Below are 13,761 nucleotides of genomic sequence, written 5' to 3'. Positions count from 1 at the left end.
CGCTAGCCCCTCCCGAGCAGTTGGTCCAGGCCGTCGAGCAGTTCGACGTCCGGTTCGAGCAGGCAGCAGCCGTGCGTCGAGGTGTTGGCGATCCCGCGCAGGAACAGGAACACGGCGCCGCCCAGCTGCTGCGCCGGATCGTAGTTCTCGCCGAGGCGGCTCTTGAGCAGGCGGTGCAGCGCCAGCATGTAGATCGCGCCCTGGATGTCGTAGCGGTGCCCGGCCATGCCCTCTTCCATCGCACGCTTCGTGTAGGCGGCGTCGTTCGGCCCCAGCGCATTCGATTTGTAGTCGAGCACCCAGTACCGGCCTTCGTGTTCGAACACCAGGTCGGCAAAGCCCTTGAGCATGCCGTGCAGTTCGCGCTCGGGGAGAAGCGGACGGGCAGCCTTGCCGAGCAGCCTGCGCCGGCACAGGCGATCGAGTGCGCCCAGGTCCAGGCCCTCGCTCGGGAACCAGAATTCCATTTCCGGCACGGTCTCGGTCAGTTCGTTGAGACTCGCGCCGATCGGCGGCAGGCGCGTCGCGACCACGGTCCGCAGCCAGGCGATGGCATCGTCCAGGCGGTGGCCCCAGCCCGCGCGCTCGATGCGCTGCGCCAGGCGCGCGTCGAAGTTCGGGTCGTCGATGCTGTCGAACCCTTCCTGGCCGATCCACTCGAGTTGCTCGTGCAGGAAGTTGCCGGGCACCGAACCGCGTGGGAAGCGGTGCCAGGGCGCGTCCTCGAGTCGCGGCACCAGCGGCGGCGCGGGCTCCTCGTCCTCGAGCAGGGTTTCCTCCAAGGCGCGCATCGGCGGCGCCGTCGTGTGGCGCGTGATCGAGGTAAACGAGCCGACCGCCCAGTTGCGCTCGAAGTCGGCTTCGAAGGGTGCCGCCTCCACCAGCGCCGGCCGTTCTTCGACCCGGTTGAGCATCGTGCAGCCGTCCTGCGGGGCCAGCGTATGGAGCTCGATGCCGGCGCAGCCGCCGCGCAGGCGCGCCAGTTGGTCGCCGATGGCGCTGGTCGGCACCGGCGACCCGCCGCTGAGCAGGTAGCCGAGCGCGGATTCGTGCAGCATGTTCTCGCCCTTCTTGCGGGTGGCGACCGCCGCCACGCCCAGCCACAGGAAGTGGCGCGCGCGCGTCAGCGCCACGTACAGCAGGCGCAGGTCTTCCTCCAGGCGCGCCCGGTCCACCGCCTGCATCGCTTCCTCCGACAGGGCCAGGTCGATGTGCCGGCTGCCGTCTTCCAGCACGTACTCGAAGAAGCTGCGCCTGCGTTTATCCGTCTTGCGCGCGGTGGCCGCGAACGGCAGATACACCAGCGGATACTCCAGGCCCTTCGACTTGTGCACGGTGATCACCTTGACCAGCTCGGCGTCGCTTTCCAGACGCAGCACGCGCTCGTCGCCGCCCTCGCCCAGCCCCTCGATCTGTTCGGCGAACCAGCGGATCAGGGCCTGCTCGCCGTCGAGCTGGGTGCTCGCTTCCTGCAGCAGCTCGGCCAGGTGCAGCAGGTTGGTCAGGCGCCGCTCGCCGCCCGGCTCGCGCAACAGGCGCGCCGGCAGGCCGAGTTCGTGGATGAAGCGGCGCAGCATCGCCAGCACGCCCTGGCGCTGCCAGGTCGCATGCAGGGCTTTCAATTGCTCGACGCGCTCTTCCCAGACGGTCTCGTCGCCCGAGAGTTTCGCCAGCTCGCCCAGGGGCAGGTCGGCCGTGCGCGTGGCCAGCGCGGCGCGCGCCAGGGTGCCGTCGAGGGGGCTGGCGACCGCGTACAGCCAGCGCAGCACGTCCGCCGCCTCTTCGCTTTCGACCACCGAATCCTTGTCCGACAGGTAGACGCTGGCGACCTTGCGCCGTGCCAGCGCCTGGCGCACCGCACTTGCTTCCTTGCGGTCGCGCACCAGCACCGCGATATCGGCCGGCTGCAGGCGTACGAAGCGGCCGCCCAGCCCCTCGGGGTCGGGTTCGGCGAAACCGACCTGCGGGTCGTTCAGCAGCGAGACGATGTGCTCGGCGCAGTGACTGGCGAAGAAGCTGCGGACCTCTTCCGCCTTCATCTCCTCCTGGTCCGTGGTGCACATCGCCAGCGCTTGGTAGGGTCCGTCGACGCCGACCAGGTGCGCGCCGCGGCCGGCCGCGCGTACCGCATCGAAAGGCAGCGGATTGATGTTTCCGCGCCGGAAGCGGAAGGCGCCGGCCGCATGGCCGGGGTGCTCGCCATGGCCTTCGGCATAGCGGAACAGCTGGTTCACCGCCTCCACCAGCGCGCTGGTCGAACGGTAGTTGGTGCCGAGCTGGTAGTGCCGGCCTTCGGTGGCGATGCGGGCGGCCAGGTAGCTGTGGATGTCGGCGCCGCGGAAGCCGTAGATCGACTGCTTCGGGTCGCCGATCAGGAACAGGCCCTGCTCCGGATCGTTCGCCTCGACCCGGTACAGCAGGTTGAAGATGCGGTACTGGTCGGGCGAGGTGTCCTGGAATTCGTCGATCAGCGCGACCGGGAACTGGGTCACGATGCGCTGGCGCAGGGCCTCGCCGTTGCCGCCTTCCAGCGCCTCCTTCAGGCGCGCCAGCATGTCGGCGAAACCGAACTGGCGATTGCGCGTCTTGAGTTCCGCCATGCGCTGGGCGATGTGGCCGGCCGCGTGGCGCAGCAGCGCATGCGCGAGCGGTTGAATCGTGTCGAGGGCCGCGCGCAGCTCTTCGGTACAAGCGAAGCAGTCCGGCACCACGGCGTGGAAGTCCTTGCCGAAGGCGTCCTCGATTCCGTGCGGCGTCAGGCGCTTCCAGGCGGTTTCGTTCATGTCCGGCTCGACCAGCGCAGCGTCGGCGGCCCAGGCGCGCAGTGCTTCGAACCATGTGGGCACCGAAGCGGCACGCATCTTGTTGCCGTTGAAGGCTTTGGGATTGCGTTCCTGCTGCTGTGCGATCCAGCGCTCCATCTTGCCGGCGCGCTCGTGCCAGCCCTCTTTCAGGCGCGCGAGTTCGGCCTGCTGGCTGCGCTGCACGCGCGCGACCAGCGCCGCCAGCGGCTCGGCCTCCGGCATGCCGAGCGTGGCGGTGCGTCCGACCAGGTCGCGCACCGCTGCCTTCATGGCCTCGACGTCGCGCCAGCAGGCCAGCACCGCACCCAGGCCGGAGGCGTTCAGGGGATAGACGTGCTGGCGCCAGTAATCGTGGGCCGCGTCTTCGAACAGGGCGCGCTCGTCGCTGACCAGCTCCTCGTCGAACAGGCTGCCGCTGTCGAAGGCGTGCTCGCGCAGCATGCGCTGGCACCAGGCGTCGATGGTGAAGATCGCCGCTTCGTCCATCGTCTCGGCCGCCAGCACCAGGCGGTGCGCCGCGACCTGGCGCTCGCTGTCGCTGTCGTAACTGCTGGCGAGCGCTTCCAGGTAAGGATCGGACTCCTTGGCCTCGCCGCGGAAATAGGCGGCGGCGCCGACCAGGCGCTCGCGCACGCGGTTGGCCAGCTCGCGCGTGGCGGCGCGGGTAAAGGTCATCACCAGGATCTGCGAGGGCAGCAAGGGCCGGGCAAAAGCATCCGCGCCGCCGTGGCCGAGCACCAGGCGCAGGTAGAGCGCCGCGATAGTCCAGGTTTTACCCGTGCCGGCGCTGGCCTCGATCAGGCGCGAGCCGTGCAGCGGGAACGTGAGGGCGTCGAGCAGCTGGCTCATTGCGCGTCTCCCCCATGCTGCGTTACCTGGATATGGTTGGCGAGCCAGGCGACGAGGCCGCCGTACAGGGCCTCGGCCAGGTCCGGCCAGCCGCCGGCCGCGACCAGCAGACTGAATTCCGGCCACAGGCGCGCCAGGCAAGGCTCCCGTTCGACCTCGCCCGGGAATTCGTAGTCGCCGTCGTAGACCAGGCGCGGCTTGCCGTCTGCCAGGTGCGCCAGTGCCGTCCTGCAGGCCACAGGCAGCGGTGCGTTCAGATTGTGCCGCCACAGCGCGCTGATGTCGCCAAGCGCGGCCAGCGCCATCTCGCGCTCGATCGGCGCCATCGTGATGGTTGCGTCGCGCGCGACCAGGTAGCCGGTCACCGCCGCACCGGCGGCGCTGGCGGCCAGCTGACGCAGCCAGGCGTCGATCAGCTTGTCGCCGCGCGGCGCGCCGGATTTATCCAGCACTTTCGAGGAGATCTGCATCAGCCAGGCCGTGCGTTCGCCGTCGCTGCGCAGGCGGTCGATCCAGTCTTCCAGCAGCACGCCGTCGAGATCGAGGCTGACCGCCAGCTTGGGCGCCGGCTGCGGGAAGCGCCGCCCGAGCTCCAGCCAGGCACGCCGCACCGGCACCAGGCCCTCGACCAGCTGCTGCTGCCACTGGCGCCCGACCAGGCCGATCGGCAGCACGCCTTCGCGCGCCAGCCGTTCGGCGCGATTCGTCAGCACCTGGCGCACTTCGTCGGGTTCCTCGACCGTGCCCGAATCGTCGAGCAGGCTGTCTTCCAGGAAGTAGCGGTCGAGCGCGTCGAGCGAGAACGGTTCCTCGTCCTCGCCGATCACCTCGGCCGCGTTGAAGATCACGCCCAGCCGGCGCCGGAAGAAGTAGCGCGCCGGCTGTTTCAGAAAGCTCGCCAGTTCGGACAGCTTCAGGCGGAAATCCGGTTCCAGTTCATAAGCCGGCAAGGTATCGAGCGCCTCGCCGCCCTCCGAACCATGCGCTGCGCGCCATTCGCGCGCATAGGTCAGCAGCCCGCCCTCCTCGAAATAGCGGCGGCTGAAGGGCTGCAGCGCGTGTTCCACCGTCAGGCTGTGCAGGTCGAGGTCCCAGCCTGCATGCAGGTAGTCGCGCAGCTGCGCCACCAGCACCGAGGCCGGCTGCTCGCTGTTGTCGCGCACGTTGCGCCCGACCCAGCTCACGTAGAGCTTGTCGCGCGCGGCCAGCAGGGCCTCCAGCATCAGGTAGCGGTCGTCGTCGCGGCGCGAACGGTCGCCGGGACGGCTCATGCCCGGCATGGCCAACAGGTCGAAATCGTTCTGCGGCGTGCGGCGCGGGAAGTCGCCGTCGTTCATGCCGAGCAAGCAGACCGCCCGGAAGGGCACGGCGCGCATCGGCATCAGGGTGCAGAAGGTGACGCCGCCCGAGACGAACTGGTGATTCAGGGTCGGCTGGTCGATCTGGCCGAGCCAGGCTTCGCGCAGCACGGCCAGCGGTACCGCTTCGTCGAAGCCGCCCGCCTCCGTCATCTCCAGCCAGCAGTTCAGCGCCTCGCCGAGCTGGGCCAGGGTGATGCGGTCGTTCTCCTCGCGGCCGTCGAAGAAGGCGGCCAGCAAGGCGCGCGCCTGCACGCCCCACTCGGCCGGGGTGCGCGCCTGCGCCAGGCGCGCGCGCCACTCCAGCAGGCATTCCACGAACTGGGCCAGCGAACCGGCCAGCGCCGCATCGAGCCCGCCCACTTCCGCGTAGGGTTCGATGTCGCCGAAGCGCGCGCCGGCGCCGCTGGCGTAACCGAGCAGCATGCGCCGTACGCCGAAGATCCAGGCATTCTGTTCGCCCGCCGCACCGAGCCCGAGGCCCGCGCGGTGTTCGCCGTCCAGGCCCCAGCGCACGCCGGCGCCGTCGATCCAGGCGCCCAGCGTGTGCAGGTCGTCTTCCCTGACGCCGAACCGCGTCGCCACCGCCGGCACGTCGAGCAGGTCGCGGATTTCGCTCTGGCGGCAGCGCTGCTGCGGCAGGCGCAGCAGCCACTCCAGCGCCACCAGCAGAGGATTCACGCTGCGGTCGCGCGTATCGCCGATCTCGAAGGGGATGTGGCGCGGGTCGCTTCTCTTGTGCTGGTCGAAGACGGCGTGGATCGCGGCCGAGAAGGTGTCGATGTCGGGCACCATGACGACGATGTCGCGCGGGCGCAGCGTCGGGTCGGCCTCGAACCAGGACAGCAGCTGGTCGTGCAGCACCTCGACTTCGCGCTGGGTGCTGTGGGTCACGTGGAACTCGATCGAGCGGTCCTCGCGCGGCGGCGGCACGTGCGGGTGTTCGTTCAGCGGACGCAGGTCCCGCACCGCGGCCTGCACCTGCTGCAGCAGGGTCTCGCCGTCGCCTTCGGAGAACAGGTCGACCCGCAGTTTGGCGATCCCCTCGGTTTCGGGGCGTCCGGCTTCGTTGTCGAATTCGTCGAGCATGCGCACGAAATCGCGCCCCTGGCGTCCCCAGCTTGCCAGCAGCGGATGGCTGTGCGCGTGCAGTTCCTCGATCGGCAGCGTGGCCAGGTCGACGCCTTCGCGCGCCGGCTGGCGCTTGTGCGCGGCCTTCAATAGTTCGCGCCCTTCGATGATGTCGCCCCAGTAGAACTGGCAGGGGTTCGGCACGGCCAGCAGCACCTGCGTGTGGTGCGAGAGCGCGGCGATCGCCTGCAGGGTCTGGTATGGCAGGGCCGACATCCCGAACAGCACCACGCGGCGCGGCAGGCGGCCGGACGGCGGCTCGCCGGCCAGGATTTTGGCGACGAAGATTTCGTGGATCATGGCGCGCCCGGTTCCGCGCTGCATCGGCGGCACGCTCTCGTGCACGGCGCGCCACAAGCGCGCCTGCCAGCGCTGGTCGGGAGCGAGGGGCACCGGGTCGCCGCCGGCGCGGCGCAGCTGGTCGCGGCCGATCTCCCAGTCGGTCAGCCAGTCGGCGCGGTACACCTGGTACTGGTCGAATAAATCGGCCAGGCGCTCGGCCAGCTGCAGGCGGCGCTCGGGACAGCCGTCGCCCAGGAAGTGCGCGAGCGGCGCGAACACCGGCTCCTGCAACAGCGTCGGCAGCAGGCGCATCAGGCGCCAGGTCAGCGGGTCGCGGTCGAAGGGAGAACGGCTCGGCACCCGGTCGCGCCCGAGCATGGCGCGGTAGGCTTCCCACAGAAAGCGTGCCGGCAAGGCCACGCGCGTGGCCGCGCACACCCCGAGCTCCTCGGCCAGCGCGATTTTCAGCCATTCGGCAAAGCCGTTCGACTGCACCAGGATGGTTTCCTGCTCCAGCGGCCCGAGCGGATGCCCGCGCAGCCAGTCGAAGACGGCTTCGCGCAGCATTTCCATCTGGTTGCCGTGCAAAATCAGCAGGCCGGGGGTGATCGTGGAGGACATCGCGGGTGGAGAAGTGGGGAGCTCAAGCCCGACAGGATACTCTTTTTGAGGACGCGGCGAAAGGCGCTCGACCGGTTAGCGCCCATCCGTGGCGCGGGCGCCAAGTTCAGCTGCGACCTGCCGTTCGAGCCGCGCAAAGATGCTGCGCAGACGTGCACTCAGGGCTTTTGCCTGGGCGCTGCTCCCCTGTTCATGCTGACGCTCGAGCTCGGCACACAGACCGGCGAAACTGAGCGCGCCCACCGCCCGCGCCGAGGATTTCAAACGGTGCGCGACCGCGCCGGCGCGCGCCAGGTCGTTCGAGACCAGGGCGATGTCGATCTCGGCCAGGCCTTCGCGCGCGCTGTCGAGGAACATGAAGGCGAACTTGCGCATCTTGCCCGGATCGCTGCCGAAGGTGGAGGCGAGCACGGCGGTATCGAGCAGCGGCGCAGCCACCTGACCCGCTGCGGCTTGAGCGGCGGCGGCCGGCCGGGCGGCTGCCTCGGCGGCCGGCGCCCCTTCTGCAGTCGCCTCAGCCGAACGTTGGGCCGCCGCGGACGAAGCAGCGGCCTGGCGCCCGCCCGCCCCACGCCCGACCGTGCGCGCGATCGTCGCCGCGAGAAGCTCGGGCGCGACCGGCTTGGTGAGGAATTCGTCCATGCCGACCTCCATGCAGCGCGCCTGGTCGTCGACGCCGGCATTGGCCGTCATCGCGATCACCACGGTATCCTGCAGCGCGTCGTCGGCGCGGATGCGGCGCGTGGCCTCGAAGCCGTCCATCACCGGCATTTGCACGTCCATCAGCACGCAGTCGAAGCGCCGGCCGCGCATCAGGTCGAGCGCCTCGCTGCCGTTGTTGGCCACGACCACCTCGGCACCGGCATTTTCCAGCAGTTCGCACCCTACCTGCTGGCTGAAGACATTGTCCTCGACCAGCAGCACCGCGGTCCCGTCCAGGCGCTGGCCGGCGGGCACCGGCGGCGGCGCGGCCTTGCGCGCCGGAGGCGCGTCCTGCCTCCCATCCTGCACCCCGCCCTGCCCCAGGCGCGCCGTGAACCAGAAGATGCTGCCGCGACCGGGCTCGCTCTCGACGCCGGCCTCGCCGCCCATCAGCTCGGCCAGCTGCTTGCTGATCACCAGGCCCAGGCCCGTGCCGCCGTAGCGCCGCGTGGTCGAAGGGTCGGCCTGGTGGAAGGACGTAAACAGCTGCGCCATCTCGGCCGGGTCGATGCCGATGCCGTGGTCCTCGACTTCGAAGCGCACCAGGGTCTCGTGGCCGAAGCTGCGCAGCGTCCGCGCCCGCACGGTGACGCTGCCGCGCTCGGAAAACTTGATGGCGTTGCCGACGAAATTGAGCAGCACCTGTTGCAGGCGCAGCGGATCGCCGCGCAGGGGACGCGCCAGGTCCGGGGCGATGTCGAATTCGAGGCGCAGTCCCTTGGCGGCGGCGGCTTCCCCGAGCTGGCTCTCGAGCTTGTCCATCAGGGCGTCGAACCGGAAGTCGAGCAGTTCCAGTTCCAGGTGCCCGGCCTCGATCTTCGAGAAGTCGAGGATGTGGGTGATGATGCCCAGCAGGTGCTGGCCCGAGTGCCGGATCTTTTCCAGGTAGTCGCGCAGTTTCGGTTCATGCGCCGATGCCAGGGCCAGGTGGGTCATGCCGATGATGGAGTTCATCGGGGTGCGGATTTCGTGGCTCATGTTCGACAGGAAGGCGCTTTTTGCCTGGTTGGCGGCGTCGGCCGCGGCTTTGAGCTGGTGCAGTTCGGTGACGTCGGTGGCCACGCACAGCACCCCGCCCACATCCCCGTCGAGGCGCACCGGCACCTTCGCTTCCCACAGCTGGCGCGGCCCGCCATCGATCTCGACCTCGACCTGGCTGGCGCGGCGCTTGCCGTCGAACACGGGGCGCTCGCGTTCCCAGGCGGCGTCGGCCAGCTCGGCCGGCATCACCTCGCGGTCGATGCGGCCGACGATGCGCTCGGCGCCCTGGCCCAGGGCACGGGCCATCTTCGCGTTCACGTAGCGGAAACGACGGTCGCGGTCCTTCATGAAGACGAAGGCGTCGACGTTGTCGAGCACCGTGTCGAGCAGCGTGCGCTGTTCGATCGCGGCGCGGCGCGACCAGTACAGCGAGAGGAACAGGCTGTATATGACCAGGGTCGCCGTGAAGCCGGTGGCCAGGGCGATCAGCGGCAGGCGCTTGTCCAACGGCAGGTAGAGGGCGGTTTTCGGCGCGCTGAAATGGGCTTTCCACAAGCCGCCGCCGAAGTCGACCGGCAGCACGGTGGTGAAGGTGGCCGCCTCGTCGACGATGCGGGTGCGCACCGCGCCATCGCCATACAGCAGGCGGTCGGCCGGCCCGACGGCCAGCCCGGGCAAGGCCGTGCCGGGACCGGCTGCGAACAGCGCCAGCGAGACCGGATCGCCGGCAGGGTCGGCAGCAGCGGAGAGCGCGCGTTCGACCAGGGCCGGCACCGAAAACGACACGCCGACACCGCCGATATAGGCGGCCCGGCGGGCCGCGACGGTCCCGGGCGTGCGGCCGCCGCGGTAGACCGGTGCGCGCATGCTGAGCGCGATATGCGGCGTCGGTCCGTGCACCTGTACCGGCTGGCCGGAAGCGCTGATGCCGCCGGCATCGCGGGCGCGCGCCATTGCCTCGGCTACCGCGGGACGGGCGCCGATATCGAGCCCGAGTTTTCCGTCCATCATGGCGGGCGGCTCGATGAAGGTCAGCGCCGTGTAGCTGGGCCGCCTGCCGGCGGGGGTGATCGTGAAATCCGGATAGCCGTTCGGATCGACGCTGCGGTCGGCGCGCACCCGCGCCTCGAAGGCGGCGCGCTCCGCGTCCGGGACCACCTGGGCGTAGGTGACGGCGTCGATCGCCGGATAATGCGTGCGCAGCTCGAGGGTGTCGACATAGCGGTGGAACTGCAGGCGCGTGACCGGTTCGTCGCCGGCGGCGAACAGCGCGACCAGTGCGCGGGTGACGTCGGTATACGACTTGATGGCGCCGGCCAGGCGCTCCTGGGTGGCGCGGGCCCGGTTCTCGAAACGACGCCGCGCTTCTTCTTCGACCGTGCGCGACGCGGCCATGTGCAGCATCGCCCCGACCAGCAGCGCCAGCCACAGCCCCGCGCCCCACAGCACGATGCGGGTCGTGCCGCGCGCGCCGGCGGCCGCGCCTATGCTGCGGGTGATCGACAGGGGCATTTATGCTGTTCTGACAAACGAAAGATTATTGATATCGGTTGTTGGTAGTATATGCGAACCGATCGCCATGGGGCGCTGGACAGTAAGGGGAATGAATGCAGAAGGCGGCACTTAAATTGGCAGCGCTGGCCGGCGTGGACGCGCCCGCGCAGCAGGACCCGTACACCTGGCTGGAAGACGTCGGCGGCGAGCAGCCGCTGGCCTGGGTACGCGAACACAACGCGCTCGCCGAAGGGGCGCTCGGCGGCGCGGCGCACGAGGCCTTGCGCGCCAGGCTGCAGTCCATCCTCGACGCGAAGGAACGGATTCCCTACGTCAGCCGGCACGGCGACCATTTATATAACTTCTGGCGCGACGCCCATCACGAGCGCGGCATCTGGCGCCGCACCACCCTGCCCGAGTACCGCAAGGCCGCGCCGCAGTGGGAAACCGTGATCGACCTCGACGCGCTGGCGCGCGACGAACACGAGAACTGGGTCTGGGCCGGCGTGACCTGCCTGGAGCCGCGCGGGACGCGCTGCCTGGTCTCGCTCTCGCGCGGCGGCGGCGACGCCGACGTGGTGCGCGAATTCGACCTCGCGGCAGACAGTTTCGTCGAAGGCGGCTTCGCCCTGCCCGAATCGAAAGGCAGCGCCGCCTGGATCGACCGCGACACCCTGTTCGTCGCCACCGATTTCGGCCCAGGTTCGATGACGGCCTCCGGCTACCCGCGCATCGTCAAGGAATGGAAGCGCGGCACGCCGCTTGCCGCAGCGCGCCTCGTGTTCGAGGCGGACGCGAACGACCTGTCGGCGTCGGCGCGCAAGGACCTTACGCCCGGCTTCGAGCGCGAGTTCGTCACGCGCCAGATCGGCTTCTACAGCAGCGAATTGTTCCTGCGCGAGGACGGGCGCCTGCGGAAAATCGACAAGCCCGAGGATGCGAACGCGTATGCCGTGCGCGACCAGCTATTGATCGAACTGCGCTCGGATTGGACTGTCGCCGGCCGTACCTGGCCGCAGGGCGCCCTGCTGGCCATCGATTTCGAGCGCTTCATGCGCGGCGAGCGCGATCTCGAGGCCCTGTTCGTGCCGACCGCCGCCAGTTCCCTGGACGGCGTGACGGTGACGCGCAGCGCCCTGCTGCTGACGGTGCTCGACAAGGTCAAGAATCGCCTGCTCGAGCTGCGCCGCGAGAACGGCGCCTGGCTGCGGCGCGAAGTTGCGACAGAAAGCGGCACGCCCGGCATCGGCACGCTCGGGGTGACGGCCCTCGACGAGATCGAGTCCGACGACTACTTCCTGAGCGTGACCGACTTCCTGACGCCGACCACCTTGTACCTCGGCCAGGCGGGCTCGGATGCGCGCGAGCCCCTGAAGGGGATGCCGGCCTGGTTCGACCCGGCACCGTACACCGTGTCCCAGTTCGAGGCGCGCTCGAAGGACGGCACGATGGTCCCCTATTTCGTCGTCATGGCGAAGCAAGCGAAGTTCGACGGCAGGAATCCGACCGTCCTGTACGGCTACGGCGGCTTCGAGGTCTCACTGAAACCTTCGTACAGCGGCATGATCGGTACCGGCTGGCTGGAGCAAGGCGGCGTGTACGTGCTGGCCAATATCCGCGGCGGCGGCGAATTCGGTCCGCGCTGGCACCAGGCGGCGCTCAAGGAACACCGCCAGCGCGCCTTCGACGATTTCCTTGCGGTGGCCGAAGACCTCATCCGGCGCAAGGTCACCAGCCCGCGCCACCTCGGCATCATGGGCGGCAGCAATGGCGGCCTGCTGGTCGGCGCCGCACTGACCCAGCGTCCGGACCTGTTCAATGCCGTGGTCTGCCAGGTGCCGCTGCTGGACATGCGGCGCTACCACACCCTGCTGGCGGGGGCCTCGTGGATGGGCGAGTACGGCGACCCGGACGATCCGGCACAGTGGGAATTCATCGGCAAATACTCGCCCTACCAGAACGTTTTCAAGGACAAGCAGTATCCGCGTGTCTTATTTACAACATCGACCCGTGACGACCGGGTCCATCCGGGCCATGCGCGCAAGATGGCGGCGCTGATGGAAAGCCAGGGACACGAGGTGCTGTACTGGGAAAATACGGAAGGCGGACATGCGGGCGCGGCCAACAACACGCAGACGGCGCGCATGTGGGCGCTGACCTGGTCCTTCCTGCGCAAGCAGTTGCAATAACCGGGGGCGCGGACGTGGCAACTATATATAGAGGCGGCGCCGGCGTGCGTCCACTCGCGGCGCACGAGTGGGAGCTGTACCGCGCGCTGCGCCTGCGGGCGCTGGCTGATGCACCCGAGGCCTTCGGCATGACCCTGTCCGAGGCGGTGCAGCGGACCGAGAACGACTGGGCCTGGATTCTGAACCTGGGCACGACGTCGGGCTGTGACCTGCCGCTGTTGGCCGAGATCTCCGGCAGCGCGGCCGGCATGGCCTGGGCCAAGGTCGATGCGGGCGATGCCTCGCTGGTCAACCTGTTCCAGATGTGGGTGGCGCCGGAAGCACGCGGACACGGGGTCGCGGCCGCGATCCTCGAGGCGGCGATAACCTGGGCGCGCTCGCGCAATGCACGCACCATGCAGTTGGGCGTGGTGTGCGGGAACGACGCGGCCCGGCGCCTGTACGAGCGCGCCGGGTTTCATGCGGTGGGCGCGCCCGGGCCGCAACGGCCCGGATCGAGCCGCATGGAGCAAACGATGCAGCTCGACCTCGCCCGGGAAGACGCGTAAGGTACGGCGTCAGCTGGCCAGCCGCCGGTCGAACAACACCTCGCAGGTCGGCTCGATGTCCACATACAGGGCCACGGCCGTCTCGATTCCGATCACCAGCGGCGGCCCGAGGCGCTCGGTCACGACCCCGGCGCGGCGCAGCAGGCGTTCGATGGCGGTCGTGGTCACCGTCACGTAGCGCTCGATGCCGTGCTCGTGGCCGTAGCGGATGATGGCGGAAATCGACTCCATCGTGATCTCCGAAAATCCGAAATGACTGCTGCCGCCGGTTTCGATGGCAAAGCGCGACAGCTCCCAGATGTGCTCGTCGCATGGGGCCGGCTGCCCGTGCAGCAGCTGGGAGAACGAATCCTTCAGCATGTACGGCCCTTCGGTCGGCAACAAACGCCAGCAGCCGCGCAGGATTCCCGCCTTGGCGCCCGCACCCGGCTCGCGCATCATCATGTAGTGCGGATCGAGTGCGTCGTAGCCGTCGATTTCCATCCCCGAGAGCACCGGCACTTCCCAGCCGAGTCGGCCCTGGAACACTTTTGCGCGCAAGGTGTGCATTTCCCACAAGTCGCGGGATTGAAACTCGCGTCGTGCCGCGATATTGATTTGCAGTGCCATGTCGTTCTCCCTGTATGTTGACGAAAATATCTATGCGACAGGCATAAGCCTCATGCAATCAGGGCAGGAGCGGTACTAGCAAGTTTGCTAGGTGGCTACAGGGTGACGGAGTGGAATACTAGGTTTTTCACCTGAACAACCAAGGAGACTGGCCATGCCAAACGACTTCATCAGCGAATCCATGCTTGCCCGT

6 protein-coding genes are annotated in these 13,761 nt (G+C 68.8%); 2 read left to right on the top strand and 4 right to left on the bottom strand.

The genetic code is table 11. From position 1 onward, the window contains the following. Positions 1–2 precede the first annotated feature (2 nt). The 3 genes from recB to ACI48I_RS07920 all read right to left on the bottom strand — a co-directional run bounded on the left by recB (position 3) and on the right by ACI48I_RS07920 (position 10,240). Positions 3–3,653: an exodeoxyribonuclease V subunit beta gene (gene recB, locus ACI48I_RS07930; RefSeq protein WP_498573826.1), complete on the bottom strand. Its 3,651-nt coding sequence runs from the start codon at positions 3,651–3,653 to the stop codon at positions 3–5. Next, positions 3,650–7,045 carry an exodeoxyribonuclease V subunit gamma gene (gene recC, locus ACI48I_RS07925; protein ID WP_498573825.1) on the bottom strand — a complete coding sequence of 1,132 codons (3,396 nt, stop codon included), beginning with the start codon at positions 7,043–7,045 and terminating at the stop codon, positions 3,650–3,652. The genes recB and recC overlap by 4 nt, the downstream gene beginning before the upstream one ends. A 75-nt stretch (positions 7,046–7,120) precedes the next feature. Beyond that, positions 7,121–10,240 (bottom strand): CHASE domain-containing protein, encoded by a 3,120-nt coding sequence (locus ACI48I_RS07920; RefSeq protein WP_498573824.1) that lies wholly within the window; start codon positions 10,238–10,240, stop codon positions 7,121–7,123. Positions 10,241–10,335: 95 nt separating this feature from the next. Here ACI48I_RS07920 and ACI48I_RS07915 point away from each other — a divergent pair, with 95 nt between their 5' ends. Next, positions 10,336–12,411, top strand: coding sequence for a prolyl oligopeptidase family serine peptidase (locus ACI48I_RS07915; protein WP_498573823.1), 2,076 nt, complete (start codon positions 10,336–10,338; stop codon positions 12,409–12,411). A 44-nt stretch (positions 12,412–12,455) separates the two neighbouring features. Continuing rightward, positions 12,456–12,959: a GNAT family N-acetyltransferase gene (locus ACI48I_RS07910; RefSeq protein ID WP_498573822.1), complete on the top strand. Its 504-nt coding sequence runs from the start codon at positions 12,456–12,458 to the stop codon at positions 12,957–12,959. 9 nt (positions 12,960–12,968) lie between these two features. Here ACI48I_RS07910 and ACI48I_RS07905 read toward each other — a convergent pair whose 3' ends face one another. Beyond that, positions 12,969–13,568 (bottom strand): acyl-homoserine-lactone synthase, encoded by a 600-nt coding sequence (locus ACI48I_RS07905; RefSeq protein WP_193685357.1) that lies wholly within the window; start codon positions 13,566–13,568, stop codon positions 12,969–12,971. Positions 13,569–13,761: the final 193 nt, after the last annotated feature.

This window comes from Massilia sp. LXY-5 (assembly GCF_059801075.1).
Note: the sequence above shows the minus strand (reverse complement) of the source record. Positions and strands in the feature narration are given on the sequence as shown.